At 35.1% G+C, this 23,711-nt stretch carries 19 protein-coding genes; 4 read left to right on the forward strand and 15 right to left on the reverse strand.

All coding sequences use genetic code 11. The annotated features are described in order from the left end of the window. Positions 1–2 precede the first annotated feature (2 nt). Complete coding sequence (locus AAT17_RS06885; protein ID WP_082586922.1) at positions 3–1,712, forward strand: DUF4270 domain-containing protein; 1,710 nt, start codon at positions 3–5, stop codon at positions 1,710–1,712. 6 nt (positions 1,713–1,718) lie between these two features. Beyond that, positions 1,719–3,566: a glutamine--fructose-6-phosphate transaminase (isomerizing) gene (gene glmS, locus AAT17_RS06890; protein WP_060523398.1), complete on the forward strand. Its 1,848-nt coding sequence runs from the start codon at positions 1,719–1,721 to the stop codon at positions 3,564–3,566. Between the two features lie 81 nt (positions 3,567–3,647). On the opposite strand, the gene AAT17_RS06895 is transcribed toward glmS, so the two are convergent. The 5 genes from AAT17_RS06895 to AAT17_RS06915 all read right to left on the reverse strand — a co-directional run bounded on the left by AAT17_RS06895 (position 3,648) and on the right by AAT17_RS06915 (position 9,725). Next, positions 3,648–4,124: an LEA type 2 family protein gene (locus AAT17_RS06895; RefSeq protein ID WP_060523399.1), complete on the reverse strand. Its 477-nt coding sequence runs from the start codon at positions 4,122–4,124 to the stop codon at positions 3,648–3,650. Continuing rightward, the gene (locus tag AAT17_RS06900; RefSeq protein WP_060523400.1) at positions 4,124–5,080 is read right to left on the reverse strand and encodes an ABC transporter ATP-binding protein; all 957 of its coding nucleotides are present in this window, start codon (positions 5,078–5,080) and stop codon (positions 4,124–4,126) included. The genes AAT17_RS06895 and AAT17_RS06900 overlap by 1 nt, the downstream gene beginning before the upstream one ends. Before the next feature lie 73 nt (positions 5,081–5,153). Beyond that, positions 5,154–7,319, reverse strand: a complete 2,166-nt coding sequence (locus AAT17_RS06905) for a prolyl oligopeptidase family protein (RefSeq protein WP_060523401.1) — start codon at positions 7,317–7,319, stop codon at positions 5,154–5,156. Positions 7,320–7,339: 20 nt separating this feature from the next. Beyond that, positions 7,340–8,674, reverse strand: coding sequence for a T9SS type A sorting domain-containing protein (locus AAT17_RS06910; protein ID WP_060523402.1), 1,335 nt, complete (start codon positions 8,672–8,674; stop codon positions 7,340–7,342). A 61-nt stretch (positions 8,675–8,735) separates the two neighbouring features. Next, a complete protein-coding gene (locus tag AAT17_RS06915; protein ID WP_042276516.1) occupies positions 8,736–9,725 on the reverse strand; it encodes an aspartate-semialdehyde dehydrogenase in 990 nt (329 codons plus the stop codon). A gap of 302 nt (positions 9,726–10,027) precedes the next feature. Here AAT17_RS06915 and atpD point away from each other — a divergent pair, with 302 nt between their 5' ends. Beyond that, positions 10,028–11,539 (forward strand): F0F1 ATP synthase subunit beta, encoded by a 1,512-nt coding sequence (gene atpD, locus AAT17_RS06920; protein WP_042276518.1) that lies wholly within the window; start codon positions 10,028–10,030, stop codon positions 11,537–11,539. A 17-nt stretch (positions 11,540–11,556) separates the two neighbouring features. Next, positions 11,557–11,832: a F0F1 ATP synthase subunit epsilon gene (locus AAT17_RS06925; RefSeq protein WP_042276521.1), complete on the forward strand. Its 276-nt coding sequence runs from the start codon at positions 11,557–11,559 to the stop codon at positions 11,830–11,832. A 48-nt stretch (positions 11,833–11,880) separates the two neighbouring features. On the opposite strand, the gene AAT17_RS06930 is transcribed toward AAT17_RS06925, so the two are convergent. The 10 genes from AAT17_RS06930 to AAT17_RS06975 form a co-directional block, all read right to left on the reverse strand. Beyond that, complete coding sequence (locus tag AAT17_RS06930; protein WP_042276524.1) at positions 11,881–12,411, reverse strand: biliverdin-producing heme oxygenase; 531 nt, start codon at positions 12,409–12,411, stop codon at positions 11,881–11,883. Continuing rightward, positions 12,408–12,974 carry a response regulator gene (locus AAT17_RS06935; protein ID WP_042276526.1) on the reverse strand — a complete coding sequence of 189 codons (567 nt, stop codon included), beginning with the start codon at positions 12,972–12,974 and terminating at the stop codon, positions 12,408–12,410. Before AAT17_RS06935 ends, AAT17_RS06930 begins: the two co-directional genes overlap by 4 nt. Position 12,975: 1 nt before the next feature. After that, a complete protein-coding gene (locus AAT17_RS06940) occupies positions 12,976–13,395 on the reverse strand; it encodes a response regulator (RefSeq protein ID WP_052510256.1) in 420 nt (139 codons plus the stop codon). Position 13,396: 1 nt separating this feature from the next. Next, the gene (locus AAT17_RS06945; protein ID WP_060523404.1) at positions 13,397–15,583 is read right to left on the reverse strand and encodes an ATP-binding protein; all 2,187 of its coding nucleotides are present in this window, start codon (positions 15,581–15,583) and stop codon (positions 13,397–13,399) included. A gap of 147 nt (positions 15,584–15,730) precedes the next feature. Next, on the reverse strand, positions 15,731–16,162 hold the full coding sequence (locus AAT17_RS06950; protein ID WP_060523405.1) for an ankyrin repeat domain-containing protein: 432 nt from the start codon (positions 16,160–16,162) through the stop codon (positions 15,731–15,733). A gap of 97 nt (positions 16,163–16,259) precedes the next feature. After that, on the reverse strand, positions 16,260–16,463 hold the full coding sequence (locus tag AAT17_RS06955; RefSeq protein ID WP_060523406.1) for a helix-turn-helix transcriptional regulator: 204 nt from the start codon (positions 16,461–16,463) through the stop codon (positions 16,260–16,262). 3 nt (positions 16,464–16,466) lie between these two features. Continuing rightward, positions 16,467–16,988 carry a DUF2975 domain-containing protein gene (locus AAT17_RS06960; RefSeq protein ID WP_060523407.1) on the reverse strand — a complete coding sequence of 174 codons (522 nt, stop codon included), beginning with the start codon at positions 16,986–16,988 and terminating at the stop codon, positions 16,467–16,469. A gap of 67 nt (positions 16,989–17,055) precedes the next feature. After that, entirely contained in the window at positions 17,056–17,748 is a 693-nt protein-coding gene (gene truB / locus AAT17_RS06965) for a tRNA pseudouridine(55) synthase TruB (protein ID WP_060523408.1), read from the reverse strand. Between the two features lie 39 nt (positions 17,749–17,787). After that, a complete protein-coding gene (locus tag AAT17_RS06970; RefSeq protein ID WP_042276536.1) occupies positions 17,788–18,093 on the reverse strand; it encodes an antibiotic biosynthesis monooxygenase in 306 nt (101 codons plus the stop codon). Between the two features lie 3 nt (positions 18,094–18,096). Continuing rightward, complete coding sequence (locus tag AAT17_RS06975; RefSeq protein ID WP_060523409.1) at positions 18,097–23,610, reverse strand: alpha-2-macroglobulin; 5,514 nt, start codon at positions 23,608–23,610, stop codon at positions 18,097–18,099. Positions 23,611–23,711 lie beyond the last annotated feature (101 nt).

Genomic DNA, 23,711 nt, shown 5'->3' on the forward strand with positions numbered 1-23,711 from the left:
ACATGAAAAAAATTGCTTTACGATTAACAACCCTTCTTGTCGGGATGTTATGTATCCTATCTTGTGACCAAGATCCTACAACAATTGGTCAAGATCTTATTGGGGTGGATCCTAATGACATTATAAAAGAAACAGAATTTGAAGTAACTGCTTATTCACAACGACTAGACGCTGTTCAAACGGGTCGTCAAATTGTGAGCGCAGCAGATAGACCTCATGTCTTAGGTATTTATGACGATCCTATTTATGGTCGAACTGAATACAGTTTTGTAAGTCAATTATCGTTGCCTTTTGCAAATCCAGATTTTGGATCACATGATACCGATACTAATATGACAAATCCTGTTCCAGCACCTTTAATTGAAAGAGTAAGTATTGAAATACCATACTATTCAACGATTACAGGTATCGATGGAGAATCAAGAGAGTTTGAATTAGACTCACTATTTAATGGTGACGTAACCTATAAAGTCGAAATTTTTAGAAACAACTACTTTATTAATTCACTGAATCCAAACAACCTAGATGAAGACCAAGTTTATTTTAATGATGAAAAATCCTTGGTGGAAAATTCTCTAGATCCAACTCCTATATACTCAAACTCTTCCTTCAAACCTGATAATCTTGAGGTGGAAGTGCTAGATCGAGATTTTGAAGTTGAGCAAAGGAAAACCCCAAGATTTATCGTGTCTGAGCAGTCCGATATCTCTTGCATTGCCGGTTGTGAGGATCCTAACGTACAGGATCAATATGTTTTAAACTCTCCATATACCGAATTAATTCAATATTTTCAAGATACAATTCTGAATCAAGAAGGATCTTCGGTACTTGCTAGTGATTCAAATTTTCAAAATTATTTCAGAGGCTTATATTTTAAGGTAACACCTTCTGGGGCTGGAGGTAATGCTATCTATGTCAACTTAGCAGATGCTCATGTAAATCTGCAAGTTTTAGTTTCAAACAGGGACACTTCAGATTTAGACGGTGACGGTGACGTTAATGAAATAAACACAATAAGCAGTGCATTTAGATTTGACTTCTCTCCTCGATCTGTACAGTTTATTGATCAAGAAATTCCGGTAAATATTGAAAATGAAATAACTTCAAATTCTAATAATAATGGCGCGGAACGACTTTTTCTAAAAGGAGGTCCAGGAAGCGCTGCTATAATAAAACTGTTTCCATCCGATTCTGAATTTGATGCTTTTTTAGAAAATAATTGGCTAATTAATGATGCCTATCTTGATTTTTATGTAGACCAGTCGCGTTTTACTGGCATAAACGGAGAAATAGAGCCTGAGCGTATTCTTGCATATAATGCAAGAAATGGAGAAATTCTAGCAGATTACAACTTCACTTCAAGTAATGTAAGTGCTCTAAATTCCAACACCGTTCATTTAGGGAGACTAGAACGAGAAACAGAAGATGATTTATCGAGTAGAGGCGTTAAATATCGCATTAGGTTGACAAATCATCTTAATTCATTACTAAACTCAACCAATCCGATTAATGATCCAATAGCGGTGGTAGTTTCTCAAAATGTAAATGTAATCACAGGTCAAAGAATTAAAGATGCTACAGATTCTATTGAATTAGAAAATGTACCTTTGTCGACCGTAATCGCTCCTGAAGGTACTGTACTTCATGGTAATCTTTCTACAGATCCTGATAAGCGATTACAACTTAAAGTTTTTTATACAGAAACAAACTAACCTATTATGTGTGGAATTGTAGGATACATAGGCCATAGAAAGGCTTATCCGATCGTTTTAAACGGTTTAAAACGACTTGAATATAGAGGATATGACAGTGCCGGAATCGCGATTTATGACGGTTCTGAATTAAGCTACTCAAAAACTAAAGGTAAAGTAGCAGACCTTGCTACAAAATTAGAATCAGAGATAAGCACCGAAGGTACTATAGCAATCGGTCATACTAGATGGGCAACACATGGTGTTCCTAATGATGTAAATTCTCACCCACATTTGTCAAACAGTGGCGACCTAGTTATAATCCATAATGGAATTATTGAGAATTATGAACCATTAAGACAGGAACTTACTAATAGAGGTTACACCTTCAAATCAGATACCGATACCGAAGTATTGGTAAACCTCATTGAAGATGTTAAAACTAAAGAGAAGGTTAAACTAGGGAAAGCCGTTCAAATAGCTTTAAATCAAACCATTGGCGCCTATGCAATTGCTGTGTTTGATAAAAACAAACCTAATGAAATTGTGGTTGCAAGATTGGGTTCTCCACTGGCGATTGGCGTAGGAGAAGATGAGTTTTTTATAGCCAGTGATGCAAGCCCTTTTTTAGAGTTTACAAAAAATGCTATTTATCTTGAGGATGGAGAAATGGCTGTGGTAAGAACACATAAGCCTATGAAGGTACGTAAGATTAAAGACGATAGTCTTGTACAACCTTACGTTCAAGAACTTCAAATGAATCTTGAGCAAATAGAAAAAGGAGGCTATGATCACTTTATGCTTAAGGAAATATATGAACAGCCTGACGCCATTAAAGACACTTTTAGAGGTAGGATGCTAGTAGATCAAGGCCTAATCAAAATGGCAGGAATTGATGATCATATAGATAAATTCTTAAACGCAAGAAGAATTTTAATCGTTGCCTGTGGAACGAGCTGGCATGCAGGATTGGTTGCTGAATATATTTTTGAAGAATTAGCAAGAGTACCTGTTGAGGTGGAATACGCTTCTGAATTTAGATATAGAAATCCTGTTATTTATGAGGACGACATTCTAGTTGCGATATCACAATCTGGAGAAACCGCTGATACTATGGCAGCTATTAAGCTGGCTAAGGAAAATGGTGCATTTGTATTTGGAGTTTGTAATGTGGTTGGAAGTTCTATTTCTAGACTTTCTGATGCCGGTGCCTATACTCATGCAGGACCTGAAATAGGTGTTGCTAGTACTAAGGCATTTACAACTCAAATAACTGTCCTTACTCTTATAGCATTGCAACTAGCTAAAAAGAAAGGTAAAATTTCTACAAGTGATTTCCATACTTATTTAGCCGAATTAGAGACGATACCTGCTAAAGTAGAAAAGGCATTGCAATCAAATGATCATATCCTACAAATAGCAAATATCTACAAGAACGCTCAAAACTGTTTGTATTTAGGAAGAGGTTTTAACTTCCCTGTAGCTCTAGAAGGAGCCTTAAAGCTTAAAGAGATTAGTTACATTCATGCTGAAGGATATCCTGCGGCAGAGATGAAACATGGTCCTATTGCTTTAATCGATGAGCAAATGCCCGTGGTAGTTATTGCTACAAAAAAAGGACATTATGAGAAAGTAGTAAGTAATATTCAGGAAATCAAATCACGCAGCGGTAAAATTATTGGTATAGTGACCGAAGGTGATAAGGATGTAAAAAACATGGCCGATCATGTAATTGAAGTTCCTGAAACCATCGAGTTTATGACTCCTCTATTAACTACGATACCTCTACAGCTTTTATCTTATCACATCGCTGTTTTATTAGATAAAAACGTAGATCAACCTCGTAATCTTGCTAAGTCAGTGACTGTAGAATAATCTTAAGGTTCATTCACTTACAATATAAAAGGCCACTATTATTATAATAGCGGCCTTTGTACTTAAAAAGAGGTTACTACCTTAAAACTTGAATTTCACAGGGACTTCTAAGCTGTCAATAACCGGAACTGTAATAGAAAAAACACCTTTTTCTATATCTACTGAGCCATCATACTTCACAGCTACCTTTTTATTGCCCAATACCTGAAGGGCGATATCAATCATTTGATTACCTCTTTTTCCGATTAAATCTTTAGGCGATAACTGAGCCTTAATGGGGAATTCAAATTCTGAATTTCCTGGCATTATTGCATCTGATGTTTGATGAATAGTAGCAGACTTATAATTATTAATGTATACATCAAAATCAGCTTGTGTTAATTGTAGACCAATATCGTTAGGGTTATACATAACACAAACTGCTTGTAGCTCAACTGAATCTCTTGTAATATTTAATAACTCTGCTTGCTCAATTCGCAAAAACACTACATCCTCATATGGATTGGAACAAGAAAAGGAAACCAATGCAACGACAAAAAGTATAAAAATCTTTTTCATTATTTAATTATTCTTATAGAAACAAAAATATCAATACTAATATCACTGTCATGATAAAAGTACACGTAAATATCTTTTAATAAAGCTTTTACTAGATAGGAACTTCCCTCAAAAAAGGTTTGCACAACTTGTACTTTGACTCCTTCATTACCAACAATCTCAATGCGATGCGGATAGACTAGCAACTCTATATTATTATTAAGATATCCTTGTGGTATCACATTCACCTCTTCAAATAAAGATGCTGTGTAGAAGGTATTGGGATAATTATAAATATTATGAGTATCACCTTGAATTTCTATATGACCATCTTTCATCACAACAGTACGGTTTGTAAATGATAGAACATCATTCTTATCATGAGTAGCTATCATGCACGCTATCCGATTGTTTTTTAAATAGGCAAATAATCTACGCCTTAATTCATTTTTCCTAAAATTATCAATGTGTGAAAATGGCTCATCTAGTAGTAAAAGCTGTGGCTCTTGCGCAAGTGCCTTAGCTAGGGCTACTCTTTGTTTTTGTCCACCAGAAAGGTTTTTAACCATTGTATTTTTAAATGACGTAAGATCAACTGTATCTAAAAGTTCATCAATACGGTTTACTCTGTCGTCATTTTGAATTGATAAATGTTCACCTATATTTTCGGCAACGGTGGTAAATGGCATCAAATCAAATTCTTGTGGCACGTATTTCATCATTGAATGCCCGGGAACCAAATGATAATCGGGACCTAGTAATTCTTCATCATACCAATAAACTTTACCGCTTTGTTGTTGTAATAATCCATATGTCAAATTCAACAACGTACTTTTGCCACATCCACTTTCACCAATAATTGCCGCAATCTCACCTGTTTTGATTTCCAGGTTAATATTTTTTAGATTGTACGATGATTCATGGTTTTGATTATCCGCTTTCGCGAAAGCGAAATTTATATCTACTAATCGTAACATAAATACAAAGATAAGAGACAGAAAACCCTAGCCATTTGACTAGGGTTATTTCTAATTTAATGCGTGTAATTGATTACATTTTTACTTGTTGCTGATCATTAGGTAATTCAGTGAATCCCATATTGTATAAAGCAAAACTGTATATATCTGTTTGCTCATTAATGGTTTGTTCTGTGGATTTACCTGCGCCATGACCTGCGTCAACATCGATACGAATCAATGTAGGCGCATCACCTGCTTGTTTAGATTGAAGCTCAGCTGCAAATTTAAATGAATGCGCTGGGACTACACGGTCGTCATGATCTGCAGTGGTAACCATTGTTGCTGGATATTCTACACCTTCCTTAACGTTGTGTAAAGGAGAATAGCCTTTTAGGTATTCAAACATCTCTGGGCTATCCTCTGCCGTTCCATAATCATATGCCCAACCTGCGCCAGCTGTAAATTTATTATAACGCAACATATCTAAAACTCCTACAGCAGGAAAGGCAACTGCTGCAAGGTCTGGACGTTGAGTAATAGTTGCTCCTACTAATAAACCTCCATTTGATCCTCCTTGAATAGCGAGGTACTCTGTAGAAGTGTAGTTATTTGCTTTGAGCCACTCACCTGCTGCTATGAAATCATCAAATACGTTTTGCTTTTGCATTTTAGTACCTGCATCGTGCCATTTTTTACCGTATTCTCCACCACCTCTTAAATTTGCTACTGCGTAAACTCCGCCCATTTCCATCCATGCTGCTCTAGAAGTTGAAAATGATGGATTTAAGCTTATATTGAATCCACCATATCCATAAAGTATAGTTGGGTTTTTACCGTCCAGTTTAAGACCCTTTTTATGGGAAATGATCATGGGCACTTTTGTACCATCTTTTGAGGTGTAAAATACCTGGGTACTTGTATAGTCATCACTATTAAAATTCACCTTGGACTTGCGATACATGGTTGAGGTACCATCTTCAATATTCAATTCGTAAATACTTGATGGTATAACATAGTTTGTAAATGAATAATACAATGTTTTCTCATCTTCCTCTGCACTAAAACCGCTTGCATTACCAATCCCTGGAAGTTCTATCTCTCTAACTTCAGTACCATCATAATTGTACTGTACAACTTTTGAAACTGCATCTACCGTGTATTCAACAAAGAAATAGCCACCTGCTTTTGAAGGACTCATTACTTGTTCGGCCTCTGGAATTATATCAATCCATTTATTTGGGTCTAGGTTACCCAACTTTGTTTTCACAATTCTTTGATTCGGTGCGTTGTAGTCAGTCACTAACCAAAACATGTCACCTTCATTGTGAATTGGGTAAGTATTAGTATCAAAATTGTCGATAATTGCGACCGGTGGAGTATTTTTCACTAAATCCTTTACAAATAGCTTATTCCCATTTGTAGAAGTGCTTGCTGTTATAATAAGGTATCGCTCATCCTTGGTAACATTTCCTCCTACATAACGATATTTTTCTTGTGGAACACCTCCAAAAACTACTTTGTCTTTATCTTGGGAAGTACCTAAAACGTGATAATACAGTTTATGCTGGTCCGTTTTGGCACTGAGCTCACTACCATCTGGTTTGTCGTAGCTAGAGTAGAAAAAACCATCATTTCCTCTCCAAGATATACCAGAGAATTTTACGTCTTTAAGGGTATCGCCAACCATTTCTTTAGTCTGAGTATCCAATACTATAATTTTACGCCAATCACTACCACCTTCAGATATTGCATAAGCAAAAAGAGAACCATCCTGAGTAAAACTACTACCTGCTAGAGAAGTTGTTCCATCTTTGCTAAACGTGTTTGGATCAAGGAATAATTCGGCATTTTCTGGTTTATCACCTATTTTATATCTGTAAAGAACACTCTGATTCTGTAAACCATCATTTTTAGAAAAATATTCCCAATCACCTTCCTTAGATGGAGCGCTCACTCTCTCATAATTAAAAAGCTCAGTTAATCGATTTTTTATCTTATCTCTATAGCTTATTTGGTCAAGAAATGAGAAGGTTGTTTTGTTTTGTTGAGCTACCCATTGTGCAGTTTCATCGCTCTTATCATCTTCTAACCATCTGTAGGGATCTTTTACTTCTTTTCCGTGATAAACATCTACTGTGTCTACTTTTTTAGTTTCTGGATAAGTCATCGCCATTGTTGCGTCTTCATTCTTTTTGTTTTCATTTTCGCAAGAAATGAACACAGCTACTGCGGCCATTCCTAAAAGAATTTTTTTCATAGTATTTCAGTTTTGGTTTTTTATATTTTAACTAGCTTAAAGGTCTTATAACTAGTTGAATTGACCATTTTTCCACCATTTAAAGCTTCCTTACTTTCTATCGTTAATAGATAAGTTCCTGTTTTAAGGTCACTTATTGATATTTCTTCTACATTAAATTCCTGCTTAACTACTCGTCCATTTAGGTCGTATATCATAATCGTGTCAAATGAAGTTGCTGTTGTGAACCTAACGATATCGGTAGCTGGATTAGGAAACATTGTGAGTGATGCTTGCTCTTCTTCTGCCAAGTTAAGAACGTTGCTGTCATAAACAAACATACCGTCAACAGTTGAGGATATATTAAAACCGCCGCTATATCCCGTATCTTCATTAAAAAACGCCACATCTAAATGCTGGTTTGTATCAATATTAATCCAAGTTACTCCATCATCTAGACTGTATGAACTTCCTGAATAAGTAGTTCGTTGCCCACAACTCACAATTCTATTGGAATCGGGCACATATGCTATAAAATCACCATATGGAAAACCAGTTCCTGAAATATTAATTCCTTGCCAGGTAGCTCCCGAATCATTGGTTCTATATAAGTTACCATTGTTATCCTGAATAATCCCTTTGTTTGAATCAGCAAATGAAATATCTCCAAAAACAGTTGTCCCACCAAAATCTGATAACGGTGACTGATATGCCGTCCAATTCACGCCACGATCTGAGCTGTGAATGATTCGTCCCTTACTAGTAGTAAACCAGATATTATTACCATAGTAAGTATACTGTCCAAAATATCCGAATTCACCTGGCAAAACAGCTGGTATATTTGCACTAGGAACTCTTGTATAAGTAGAACCTCCATTGCTAGAAACATATATTTCCCAAAACCCATTTACAGGGTCACCTGCCGTCACACCAGCGTTGTCAAAAAAATGCACAAAATTGGGAAAACTACTTGAATCTTGATATAGCGCTCCTGATTGTCGTGTCCAAGTTAATCCAGCATCTGTAGTTTTCCACACACCACCTTGATCTCCCGCATTTAATGGATGAGCTGCTACATAAGCTGTAGTTCCTCCTGCATCACAAACATTTGATATACCAAGATTAACATTTCCTAAATCAAAACTTCCTGGTATCCATGATTGGCCAGCATCATTAGTTCTAACAAATTCCTGAATATTGTTACTAGGAGTTATTCCATCATAAGCAACACCCCATGCAGTTGTAGCAGTTCCTATGTGGATTTTATTGACACCTCTAGAGGTATTAGAAAATCCAGAAGCTTCTACACGCCAAAATTGAGCTTGAACCGTTGATGTCGTAAACACTACTGCTATTAGTGCAAGTACTAGTTTCATACTTAGTAAAATCTTTACATTAAGAAGTAAAGATACTACCTGATAAAACTAATCACAACCACTATACTAACTTGTTTTCAATTAAATACTGAGCGATTTGAACAGCGTTTGTCGCAGCTCCTTTTCTCAGATTATCTGCCACAATCCACATATTAAGTGAATTTTCTTGCGAGTGATCTCTACGTATACGACCCACAAAAACATCATCCTTACCATGTGCCATAAGTGGCATAGGATAATTATTCACATCAACATTATCTTGCACTGTAACACCATCAGTTTGTGAGAGTAATCGACGCACGTCTTTTACATCAAAATCAGACCTGAATTCAACATTTACAGATTCTGAGTGGCCACCTACAACCGGTATACGAACGGCTGTGGCTGTAACAGCAACTGTATTATCATTAAGAATTTTTTGAGTTTCCCTTACTAACTTCATTTCCTCTTTGGTATACAAATTATCCTCAAAAACATCACAATGTGGTAAGGCATTACGATGAATTTGATATGGATATGCCATCTCTCCCTTTTTACCTACATATTCATTCTCTAACTGTTGAACAGCTTTAACACCAGTCCCAGTTATAGATTGATAAGTAGAAACTACAAGCCTTTTTATACGATACTCCTTATGTAAAGGAGACAAAGCAAGCACCATTTGAATAGTTGAACAATTGGGATTTGCAATAATTTTATCGTCTTTAGTTAAGGTATGCGCGTTAATTTCAGGAACTATTAATCGCTTATCTGCATCCATTCTAAAAGCACTAGAGTTGTCAATAACTGTGGTTCCTACTGCGGCAAATTCCGGAGCATATTTTAAACTAACGTTCCCACCGGCAGAAAATAAGGCAATTGCAGGTTTCATTTCAATAGCCTGTTTCATACTTACTACCTTATACTGTTTACCCTTAAAAGTAATCTCGCTACCTACTGATTTTTCTGAGGCAACAGGTATCAAGTTTGAAATTGGGATGTTTCGCTCTTCCAGCACTTGTAACATCACTTGGCCTACCATTCCGGTAACACCTACTACTGCTATATTCATGAAATAAAAATTTAAGGCTACAAAAATATATCATAAACAGTGACGGTAAGGCCTTTAAGAAATAATTAATAATGAGAAACTCAAGATTACTATTACCCTTTTTGTAAGATGGTTTACGCTTTCGCGAAAGCAAAATACAAAAACACAACAGTCTAAATACAAGCTATTTAGACCACACAACAGAATAGGCTAAAAAAATCCAAATCAATAGATACAATTTAAACATTTTAAGCAGTATCTTTGCACGACGAAAAAACAGCTCTAATGAGCTGCAATTATTTAAGTACTAAAACATTATATAAATGTCTCAAGTAAAAGGTAGCGTTTCACAGATCATCGGACCGGTGGTTGACGTAACATTTGACGCGGCACAAGGTGCCCTTCCTAGAATTTATGACTCACTAGAAATAGCGCAAGCTGACGGTACAAAACTTGTATTAGAGGTTCAATCTCATATAGGTGAAGATACTGTGCGTACTATATCTATGGACTCTACTGATGGATTAAGTAGAGGTGCAGAAGTTGTAGCTACGGGTAACCCAATTCAAATGCCTATAGGTGACGATGTATACGGTCGTCTTTTCAATGTAATAGGTAGTGCAATTGACGGATTAGGTGAATTACCTAAAGAAGGTGATAATGGTTTACCTATTCACCGTGCAGCGCCAGCCTTTGAAGATTTATCGACTTCTACAGAAGTTTTATACACTGGTATTAAAGTAATCGATCTTATCGAACCTTATGCAAAAGGAGGTAAAATTGGTCTTTTCGGTGGTGCTGGAGTAGGTAAAACGGTACTTATACAAGAATTAATTAACAACATTGCAAAGGGTCACGGTGGACTTTCTGTATTTGCTGGTGTAGGAGAGCGTACTCGTGAAGGTAATGACCTTTTACGTGAGATGCTTGAATCGGGAATTATCAAGTATGGTGATGACTTCTTACATTCTATGGAAGAAGGTGGATGGGACCTTCAAAAGGTTGATAAGGAAGCAATGAAAGAATCTAAAGCTACCTTTGTATTTGGACAAATGAATGAACCACCAGGAGCACGTGCTCGTGTTGCTTTATCTGGTCTTACAATAGCTGAATACTTCCGTGATGGAGCAGGCGATGGTCAAGGTAAAGACGTTCTTTTCTTCGTTGATAACATTTTCCGTTTTACCCAAGCAGGTTCTGAGGTATCGGCACTATTAGGTCGTATGCCATCGGCGGTAGGATATCAACCTACACTTGCTACTGAGATGGGTGCTATGCAGGAACGTATTACCTCAACTAAGAAAGGTTCGATTACATCGGTACAAGCTGTATACGTACCTGCGGATGACCTTACTGACCCAGCACCGGCAACAACGTTTGCTCACTTAGATGCAACTACGGTACTTTCTCGTAAGATTGCTGAGCTTGGTATTTATCCAGCGGTAGATCCATTAGATTCTACTTCTCGTATTCTTACTGCTGATATTTTAGGTAACGAGCACTATGACTGTGCACAACGTGTGAAAGAGTTGTTACAACGTTATAAAGAACTACAAGATATTATCGCCATCCTAGGTATGGAAGAATTATCTGAAGAAGATAAACTTGCGGTATCTCGTGCACGTAGAGTTCAACGTTTCTTATCACAGCCTTTCCATGTAGCAGAACAGTTTACTGGAATACCAGGTGTATTAGTAGATATTAAAGATACTATCAAAGGATTTAACATGATTATGGATGGTGAACTAGATCACTTACCAGAAAGTGCTTTTAACCTTAAGGGTACTATTGAGGAAGCTATTGAGGCAGGAGAAAAAATGCTTGCTGAAGCTTAATTCTGAAAAACACTATTATGAAATTAGAAATTGTAACTCCAGAATTAACTGTTTTTAGTGGTGAAGTGGAATCTGTAGCTGTACCTGGTGTCAATGGTGAATTCCAGATGCTTGACAATCACGCGCCTGTAGTTTCTCTTCTAGTAGAAGGTGATGTTCGTATTTATGGATCAGTTACTTTAAATGAAGATCAACAAAAGTTGTTTGTTTCTAATGATGGCACAACTAATTATAAAATTTCTGGTGGTGTGATTGAAATGAAGGATAACAAAGCAGTTGTACTGGCAGACTAATACAACTAACTTACTTATAAAAAAAACCAGCTCATTGAGCTGGTTTTTTTATGTCATAATATTTATAAAGTGATTAAATGTTTTTATCGCTCCCACCACGATTTCATCCATTTCAGATGTTGTATAATCCTCTTTAAGTAATTTTAAGGTAGCTTTCCATCTAGCTCGCCTTTCTTCATTAGAAGAAGTATAAAACTGCATGGAATTAATATTATAGTCTAAGTTTTTATTCTCTGATAGTTGTTTTCCTATTACTGCGCCGCCCAATAAAGATCCTTCTACTACGTATAACGCACCTATCATTTCTAAAGGTGTGAAAGAAATTGATTCTATATTTGGCAAGTGAATATCTCGTTGTGTAAGCTCAAAATAATCATGCTCAATCCACCTAGATATGGGTTGCCTTTCCATACTTAATGATTTTTCAATTGGTAAATAAGCTTTATAATTAAGCATTAATATTTCTAAAAAATATTCTTTTGAAATATTTTGATTAAAAATGGCAATAGAATGAGGAGCCTTATCCAATTTCTCATGTAACTCCTTAGTTCTCGATCTTAGGTTATTGATAAGTATCATACCCTAAAAAAAGAAGAAATATTCTCATCAAGATCCTGTATTACTTTATCATAATACTCTTTCAATTTAAGATCTTTTTCATCTGTTCTTGCAGCAGATTTTAAAATTTCATGAATACGTCGTAACTCCTCTCGCCTTAATTTTAATTCGTTTAATTTATCCAGTGTTTTTTGCTTTTTTACAATGATATCCTGGACTAATGGTTCTAATCTTTTATGGAGATTACTGATATCGTTCTTTAATAAATAACCAGATGCTCCACTCAAAATAACATTAGCCGCTAATTCTTCATTATTCAATGTACCTGTTATTACAATTACAGGAGTACTAGGCTCGATCTCTTTTACGGCATTAATTACGTCAATTGCTGTAAACCCAACCAAATCATAGTCTGTACAAACCAAATCAGGTATAAAATCTTTAAGAGCATAACGCACATTACTGAGCTTATCAGAAATTCTAATTTCAGGTTCTGAAACAAACTTTTCAAACTGTCGTTGCAGTAGAATGGTATCGCTTACTAGATCTTCAACGATAAGGATTCGTAGGTTTTGGTTGATCATTTTAACTAAGATTAATTTCAACCCAATACTTTACAGCGCTTACTACGGTATATTTCAACGACTGAAAAGATTTAGGTTTTTCCACATAAGAGTTAGCACCTAGATTATAAGCGTGTTCGATATCACTATTTATAGTACTTGAACTAAACATTATTTTCGGAATTCTACGGAATTCTTGTTTATTTAAATCTCCCAAAAGCTCTAATCCAGAAATTTTTGGCATTTTCAAATCGATAAAAATTAAATCAGGTCTAATTTTTTCAAATTCATTGTTCTCAATTAAATGCCGTACTTTTTCTGAATCATCGAAAGATATAAAATTTGAGTCAGAAAATTCTTTCTTAATGATTCTTTTAAACAATTGTATATCTTCTAACCTATCTTCTATATAGACAATATTTTTTCTTTGAATTGAATCCATTCTACCTAATTGATTTAAAATAAAATTTTATCGTCGTTCCTTTATTTAGTTCACTTTCTGCCCAGATATCGCCACCGTGTCTAAACACCACCCTTTGCGCAATAGCCAGTCCTACACCTGTACCTTCGTACTCTTCTTTCACTAGACGGGTAAATACGCCAAAAATCTTTTTACCATATTTAGAATCAAACCCTACACCATTATCAGCTACAACATAAACATCCTTTTCACCGTCGTTGTATTGCGATACGGTTACTTGTGGAGATTCTTTTTTAGAACTGTATTTAAAAGCGTTTGATAGTAAATTAAAAAACAACTGGTACAACATTGCTCTATCTCCATATATTGAAGGTAATCCTTTTTGAATATTAAATTGAGTCTTTGGATAGCGCCTTTTCATATTACTATCTTTTACGATATCATTACAAAGTTTCTCAACATCGATATCATCATCAATTTTCCTGAGCTTACTAAGACCACTATAACTCAAAATAGAGTCCATTAAATCATTCATTCTAGCGGCACTATTAATGATTATTTGAAGACTCTGCTTACCATCCTCATCTAATTGATCCATGTAATCCTCCATAAGTATTTGAGCAAAACCATCTATACCACGCAATGGACCTCTCAAATCATGCGATACACTGTAACTAAAACTTTCTAATTCTTGATTTAAAGACAAAAGCTGTCTATTCAGTTTAGATACTTCAGAAAATTTAGTTACGATTATATTTTTAACATCCTCAACAAAGGCTTTAATAGCTGCTATTTCGTGTGTTTGCCATGGTATGGAATGCTCTCTTACTTGTTCTGTGAATTTTTCAAATGATTTACGAGGAGTTAGATTTCCTTGGATTTGTTTTTTGTCTGGATTACCACCCCAATTAATTTCAGCAATCTGTTCTTTTCTTAGCCATATTATACAGTCACCTTTCTTCTTGCTTATTTTATATAAGACCACACCAGCGAATTGTAACTTTTCTAAACTAGGAATGGAAGTTTCTTTGTTAAAGGAATTGGAACTATAAAAACCGTTTTCATCACATAGAACTTCAAATTTCTTGATTATATTTTTAATATCTGTGTCTTCCAATGAGAGACCTATTGAGCTTAATTGAGTGTCATACTTAATGATAAAAGCATCTGATTTAACCAAATCTAGTGCGGTAACCTCATTGTTTGTAAGTCCGTGCACGAGATCCCATTTTTCACTCATATAGTGAACAAGTTTCGAACGTACATGACTGTTTTGATTCAAACGTGATATAAAGTCATTTGACGTTTTTATCGTAATTTGATTGCTTATTATGTCAGAAAGTAAAAAACAGGTTTGACGTTTTTGAAAGTCGATAAACTTTGGACTATAATGATGACAAGCAATTAATCCCCATAATTTATCCTCGATCACTATTGCACAACTTAAAGTTGCACAAACTCCCATATTCCCTAAATATTCTTTATGAATATCACTAGAACCTCTTAGAATCGAGTTACTTAAATTAGTTAAAAAACCAGACTGTGGATTTACCATAGGAAATAAAGGGTAATCTGGTTCTTTTAGATTTGATATAATTCTTACACCTTGTTCCTTAAAAAGGTCACGTGCGTTTTTTGGTATATCACCGGCAGGATAATGTAGACCTAACCAGGAGTGCAAATCATTATTAGCCGCTTCTGCTATAACTTCTCCGTTCCAATCTGCATCAAACTTGTAAACCATAATCCTATCATAGTTAAGGAATTGTTTTATTTCATTTACTGCAGTGTTTAAAACCTCCTGAACACTATTACACGATGACATTTTATTGAGAGCGCTTATAATTAGTTGTTGCTCTTCTAGAAGATTTAATGTTGAATCATACTTTTCAATATCCAACAACAATCCCTCATTACTCAAAGAAAGTTTATAAGAAAATTCACCGTCTACTACTGTCTTGAAATCGTTATCTATAAGCTGTATTTTCAATTTATAAATTACCTCGTCGTGCAGTAACGTAGATAAGTTACTGTTTAAAAGATCAATCTGAACATTCAAAAAATCGGTTGCATTCTTAGAATATTGTAGGATGTTAAAATCATTATCTATGACTAATAGTACACCATGTGATTGAGTTCTATGTATAAAACGAATAGGCTCGTCTTCACATGTTGAAATTTCAATTTTTTTAGGGTATGATTTTAACATCCTTAATTTTTTAACTTAGTAAAGATACTTGTTTAATTTTATTTGATATAATTTAAACAATAATTGAGTTCAGTTTTCTAGAGTCACTCAAAAAAAAACCCTGACAAAACTGTCAGGGTTTCCGTTGGTTATAGTTAAGAGTATATATTACTTTCTTAGTGCAGCTATAGTTGCAATATTTTTAGTCTCTTCAGCATAATCTAGTGCTGTTTTACCATCTATCTTTATTGATGCATCTGCACCAGCTTCTAACAATGTAGATATTAAAGAGCTATTCCCTGCTTTAGCAGCCATCATTAATGGAGTCATGTTGTTACAAGTGCCATTAACATCTGCTTTAGCCTCTTGTATTAAATAAACAGCTATATCATTACTTTTCATCATAGCACTGTATTGAAGAAGGTTGTATTCCTGACTTCCAGATACTAGACATGCATCCTTGTTAGAATCATTAACTAATGAAGAAATGGCTCTAACATCATCATTTTTGAGAGCTATAGTCATTTCCTTAGATAAACCTTGTGCAAAAACTCCCGACGTTCCTGCAATAAATGCTATTAACAAAAGTGCTTTTTTCATTCTTTCTTTAATTTAAAAGATAAATATACTGATATCTTAAGAATATCTTTAAAATAATTAAACAAAATCGTTTTATACTACCTAATCAACCTTTACATTATGAATGAAATTTAATTATATCACCCGGCTTACAATCCAATACTTTGCAGATAGCCTCTAAAGTAGAAAATCTAACTGCCTTGGCTTTACCTGTTTTTAGAATAGAAAGGTTTGCTGTGGTAATTCCTATTGCTTGAGCAAGTTCATTACTTCTCATACCTCGCTCTGCGAGAATTTTATCTAATTCGATTACAATAGGCATAGGCTAAATAGTTAAGTCATTTTCCTGTTTCAATTTCACTCCTTCAGAAGCTAATTTGCTCAAGATGATTAAGAACAAACCAAAAGACACAACAACTAAAGTAGCCTCAAATCCAGACCCTACCCTAATTACTCTATGATCAAAAAATTTGATTTTCAAAGTAAGCGAGTAAATATGGTATGCCCATACTGGAATATTCGTTAATACAACGCCTGTTATACAAAACCACCCAGCCTTTTTAAGCGACTCTCCTGTTTGAAGATTAAATAAATGTTTAGGTGTAATTGTAAACGCAGCAATTTTCAAATGATACAGCATTATTACGAAGAATACAAGACCAACATAGAAAAGTAGTAAAACTGGATAGAATGACCAATGGTGATTACTTATTAGGAATCCTGATAGTTCATATATTTCTATATTATTTACAGTAAGTAAAAACTCAATTGGAAGAAATACTATTTTCAATATGGCAAAAAAATAAAGCAATCTTAAAATAGCTCTTAGAACTTGAATAGCTTTCATAATTATCGTTTTTCGATAACAAATATAAAATTAATTATCGAAAAACAATAATTTTTTAAATTTTAAGCTAATCTAATCGTTCTTCAAACTCTTTAACGGTCATAGCATTTGTTACTCGATAATCACCTATTGCAGTTCTACGCAAGGCACTTAAATGAGCTCCATTATTTAATGCGATGCCCAAATCGTGAGCTAGAGATCTTATGTAAGTTCCTTTACTACAACTCACTTTAAAATCCACTTCTGGCAAATCAATTCTCGTAATTGCAAAATCATGAATGGTCACCTCTCGACTTTTTATTTCGGTAGTTTCACCAGCTCTAGCTAGCTCATACAAACGTTTTCCATCTTTTTTAATGGCCGAAAATATCGGCGGCTTTTGAGCAATGGTGCCCACAAAACTGTTTGCCGCTTTTCTAATGTCGTGTTCAGTTAAATGATCGTAATCAAACCTTTTATCAATCTCAGTTTCTAAGTCGTAGCTAGGTGTAGTAGCTCCTAAAGTAATGGTACCGGTATATTCTTTACGTTGCGCTTGATAGGTAGTAATATTTTTAGTCTCTTTACCAGTACACAATATAAGTAATCCGCTTGCTAGTGGATCTAGAGTACCTGCATGACCTACTTTGATCTTTTTAAGCTTAAACTTTCTTTTAATCAGCCAGCGCACTTTATTCACTACTTGAAATGAAGTCCATTCTAGCGGCTTATCAATTAATATCACTTTACCTTGTGAAAAAGGATTGTCAGCTTGTGTCATAGCTTGCAAAGGAAAGAAAATAAACTAATTTTAATATACTTAAATTTTAAATTCATATTCGTGTTCTACCTTACAAATGCGAACCTTATAATAGGAATACCATAGGGTTTTACCCAATTTTTGCGCTTTCAAATGCTGCAAATTACGTTTCCACTTTTTAATGGAGCTCAAATCCTTCCAGTATGATATAGTAATCCCTAAATCATCACGGGCACTTTCAAGTTGTATAAATCCGTCATTATTAGTAACAGCCTGTTCCATTAAATTGGCCATTGAATGATATTCAGGATCATCTTTTTTAAGAATTGAAGTGAAGATTACTGCATAATAAGGAGTTGTTATCATTTATCACTGCTTTACTGTAATCCATTTTCCCTGACTGCGCACAACATAATCACCATCGTACATAGCCTCAGCTTGTGAACCTGGCAAGTAGTAGTCTCCCAAATAACTTGCGTTAATAACCGTTTTTAAACTAATGGATTTTTTAGGCTGTAAGTCAAAATAGTAATGCACTCTATCATCTCTTATATCCTTATATTCTACCCGATTGTTTTCTTCGTCACCGTATTCAGTAAATCGAGTGTTTACCATTTCCCAACCAGACGGCACAATTTGTGAAAAAGCAACATCTCTAATAGTGACACCTGTTGTATTTGTTATGGTAGCTATTGCGGTAACCTCGGTTCCTTGAGAAAGATTACTAACGTCTATTGGATTTCCATTTTTGTCTGTATAAGCAACAACCATTGACAATTTACTTTGGATTACTTTATCTTTTCCTACGGGTAATTTCCCAGTTAAAGCTGTATTTAGAAACACATCTACATTCCCTGTATTGGTCACTTGAATAGTTGTTGGATTATAAGCCACTTGTAAATCTCGCATCACTATACTTTTCTTGGACTCAATAACTTCCTTACTACCCTTATCAAGCAACTCGATACTAAATCCTGTACCGCCTAAACTCTCTACATATTTATTAATAGATACTAGACTGTAACTTATTGCCTGCGTATTCATATATCGATTATCAGCTAGTTGTTTTGCAATATTCTCAAGTAATTCTCTTGCTTTTTCTTTTTTACCCATGATAACATAAGTTTCCAACGCCATAGCACGATTTCTTTCTGGCGACCCATATGACCTGTAATCCCACTGATAGGGTTTAAAATCTATATTTGAATTGCTTAAAAGTTCATTTGCTACCTTTTGCTGTCCCACCATAGCATAGGCCGCTGCTAGTCGTAACTTAGAATTGTTTGATAAATTACCGCTTTCGCGAAAGCGATTCATAGCACTTAAATCTGCAACACCAGCCAGCGCTAGTGTGTACAATCGATACGCTTGATTAAAGTCATTGTGATCATTGTAACGCCATCTACTAGCGGCTTGTTTTTGATAAGCTATCCAATTTGATTTGAAAGTAACTGGGATGGCGTATCCTGCACGTTCTGCCTCTAACATAAAATGACCTGCATAACTTGTTCCCCAATCATTTGGGCTTCCTGCGCCTGGCCAGTATGACAATCCACCATCAGGGCGCTGAAAACTCGTCAACCTATTGATAGCCATCTTTACATTGTTTGAGAGTGTCGATTGCTCTTGAGAATTCAAGTTTGCAACAGTAGACAATCCTAATTGTGGAAATGCTGCACTAGTGGTTTGTTCCACACAACCATGTGGATACCTTATTAAATAATTCAATCGCTTACCAATATTCATTTCTGGCAAGGTTGAGGCTGTAATTTTTCCCGAATTTGTTCCTTTACTTCCAAAAGGCTCTATAGGAAGTGTTTTACTTTCTCCTGCCTTGAGTAATACCTGCTGACTACTTGTGGTAAAAGGGTTGGGATTGACAATATCTATTTCAGTTTTATAACTTGCCTTTTCACCAGATGAACTCGCAGAAAATTCTAATTGAGCAATTCCTACTTGATCTTTTACTTTAACATCAAAATAAGCTAATTGATCTCCTACTTCTTCAAATTTTAACTGTAGTTGCGTAGGTCCTACTATTTCAAAATGATTTGATGGTTTAAAGCCGACTGTTACATTTTTAATATTGTCTTCCATCGCAAACACTGTTACTGGTAATTTGACAGTTTCTCCTGGAGTAAGCTTTCGCGGAAGCGAAGCCAGCATCATCAATGGTTTTTTTACAGGTGTTGTTTTTTGAGCGTTTCCATAAGACTCGTCTTTAACATTTGAAGCAACAACCATAGTGCGCACTGATCCCACGTAATTGGGAATATCAATGGTGTGTGTACGACTTTTACCAGCTGCTACCTCAAAAGGACCTATATGGCGCACCATGGGTTCAAATCGATTGGCCTTTTTTGCTTTGGCCGCTTGTGCTGTACCATCACCACCTATTGCAAATGCCGCATCTATTCTACCACCATAAGCTCCAATCACATCATCATAAATATCCCAGGTTTTTACACCTAGGGCTTCTCTTGCAAAGAACTTATCCCAAGGATTTGGTGTTTTAAAATTTGTTAAGTCTAGTAGCCCTTCATCCACAACAGCCAGTGTATAGGTCATAGGCTTGTTATTCTTTTCACTTACGGTTATAGAAACTTTACTTTCTGGTTGTAATGTTTCAGGTATTTTAATAACTGGCTGTAAATGCGTGTTTTTATTTTCTACCATTAACGGTATTACTCCATACATTCTTAATGGTAAATCGTTTGCTGTTGATGCATGAGGCTGTAAGTATGTTATATGTACATAAACATTAGGCACATACCTGCTATCTATTGTTAATGTGGTGGTCGTTTTATCCTTGTTGGTTTGGACCCATTTTGCGTCTAAAATCTCTGTTCCATTTTCAATGGTAATTAAAGCTCTACCACCGGAACTGCTAGGAAATGTTATTTGAGCTTGTTCATTTACATTATAGGATTCTTTATCTGCATTAAAGACCAGCATACTTGCGGTTTCTGGATCAGCTTTTCGTGATTTCCCTGCCCAACCTGGCCAATCCACGTAAACTATTTTACCTGTACTGTGACCACTTTCTGGATCATAAACTTTAACAAAATACCTACCCCATTCTGGGTACTTGATTTGCATTTTAAAACTACCTTTTCCAGAGCCGTTTGTGGATATTTTTTGAGAATTTACTAATTGCCTAGATTCCATTGACTCATATCTCGATAATGAGTTTGAAGTGCTCTGCCACCACCATCTCCACGATACTTTGTACACATTCACTTCAAGGTTTTGTCTAGCAGCTGCCTCTCCTTTCTCATTAACAGTGACCACGTCAAAGGTGTGGTCTTTATCGGTTACTAACATCCCACGTCTTTTATCTCCTGGTGGTACTTTTAACCCAACATAATGTGTATATGGTGAGTAGGACGATGAAGTGACATTGGTGCTGAAATCACCACCGTTTTCATAAACCTTAGTGAGAAAGTTAGCTTTTAGCATTCCAGGTGCTTGACTATTTAGCTCTGGATTAATAGAAAAACTTGCTTTTCCATCATTATTTAATTTTCCATCAAAAACCTCGTTTTCTATCATTTCAAAATATCGAGATGGATCATCAAAATTATAGTTGTCATATTTAGGAAATTTTGTCGATGTACTATAGTATTTTACAGTAGTATTTGCTTTTAGGTTTTTAGCTTTGGCACCATGTAACCACATAGCAGACAAATCAATATCAACCTTTTTACCGCTTGTGATTAAATCATCTTCAAAATCTAACTGCACTTTAAGCCTATTGGGTTTTATTGTTTCAATCTTTAAAGTTTTATAAAAGCTTATTCCTCCTACTTGAACTTGTACATTCCAATTTCCAGTAGGTGCTGTTTCGTCTGTTTGTAAATCAAATTGATACACTTTATTCAAGCCATTTTTTTGAACCTCTTGATGTATCATTTTACCATTAGGATTTCTTAGCTCTAATTTGATAGGGTGATTAGTAGGCAGTTTATTATCACTATCATTTAAAACAAATGATAAATAGATATGATCTCCTGGTCTCCATACTCCACGTTCTGTGTAGATATATCCTTTAATTCCCTTTTGCAATTGTTCTCCAGACGTGTCGAACTTACTTACCGGTAATACTTGCCCGTTATCTAATCTTACGTAAGCATATTGATCCTTGTATTTAACTTTTACAAAATAAGCGACTTGATCAAGTTTAATTTGCGAGAGTCCACTAGCACTCGTCCTAGTAGTTGCAATTTCTTGTTGCTGGTAGTTATAAAAGGTCACTAATGATCCAGCAAGAGGACTTGTTGAAAGTAAATTAGTCACAGCTACTAAAAAGCTATTATCCTGTCCTTTTTTAACGGTGACTCCTATATCACTAGCTAATATGTTTGTGCTTACTGTTTTATTCCTATAAAAACTATGTGTACAAGGGTCTTCCCTATCTCGCCAGTTATAGGAATAATCATATTCATCGTAATAATAGTTTTGGTAACTATCCCAATTTGTCGTTTCAAAGGAATCGTTATAATCTATTTCTTCAATTTCAGGTTGGTTTTCGGCAGTATAGTTGCAAGAGTAGGCGCTGTAAGCTAGTTTGTAATCCAATTCTACTCGATATATTGCGCCAGGTTCTGGTGTAATAAGTTCATTTAAATCAACTGAAAAGACATTCCATGTACTGATATTTTTAACGGAAGATTTCAAATCAAGTACCTTACGTGCAATAGGCCTACCAACCCTTCTCATATTTCCAGTAGATGCTATATTGTTAGATTGAAGAAATTGCAAAACATTATTTTCATAAATACGATAAACCATTACATCAACAGCGTTTAAGTTTACCGCTTTGAAACGAACGCTAGTATTTTGTGAACTAGGTAAAATTGCACCAGACTTAATCAATCTGACTTCTGGCTCTACTTGCTCAAAAGCGATATAGCTAGAAAATGGTTTTTTCAATTTGTATCCATCAGTACTTTCAACACCATTGAAAACCTCGACCATTTTGGATCCTGAGATAGCATTTAGTGTGTAGACTTTAACAGTATTAGATTCAATTTCTAGTTTGAGATCTTTTTGTCCTTCTATAGAAATTAAACCATCTAAATTTTGTGTTTTTTTCAAAGGATCAGAAAAATGTACAGCAACATAAGATGATTCTGAATTGACAAGTTGAATATCAGTGACTAAAAAATTATCCTTTCCTGGTAAGGTAATGGATACTTCATCTTTATCGTTTACTCCAATGGCAGCACCATTCCAAAAAACTTTAAGCTCCTGATCGTCGACGGTGCGTTTAATATTGTCAATTATAAAGCTAAAAGAACTGGCTTTTTCAATATCAGATTGAAAGCTAATATCTTGTTCTTTACTGTTAATCCTGGCTGTGACGATTTTTCTTGCATCTTCCAGTGTGAGAATATCGCTTGCTCGTATAAAGCCTATAACACGTTGAGTGTTTTTGTCAACGCTTATCACAGGCTCAATGTTTACTATAAAATCTTGCTTAATCGTCTTGAAAGAAAAATTAAACTCTTTTAAATCGTCTTCTACCTGTAATAATTTACCAACCTGAAGTTTGACCTGATAATTAGTATTGTTTTCTAAAGGTTCGTCAGGAACAAATGAAATTGTTTGATTATCAATAAAAATAGATTTTCCCTTAACCTCTGGAGATATTTTAAACACATCTTCTGGTACTATTTGTCCAGAATTCCAATTAGTTTGTGGATTTGTAAATCTTACAGTTATGTTTTCATGAGCACTTACAACATTATCGGTTACTTTATCTATTATAGTTCGGAATTTAAAAAACTCGGCAGCTTGTTCTTCTTGAAGTTCTTTAGGGTTTTTCTCAGAACATGAAAAAAATAATAATAAACAAGACGACAATAAAAGAAGTTTTTTCATAATGGTATGGTTAGTAATCGGATAATGTCTTAAAGTTAATACAGTTATCACTGATTTATAGTAGAACGGCAATTATTTTACAATTATTTTATTTTGCCATG

This window comes from Nonlabens sp. MIC269, assembly GCF_001430865.1.
Classification (GTDB): domain Bacteria; phylum Bacteroidota; class Bacteroidia; order Flavobacteriales; family Flavobacteriaceae; genus Nonlabens; species Nonlabens tegetincola.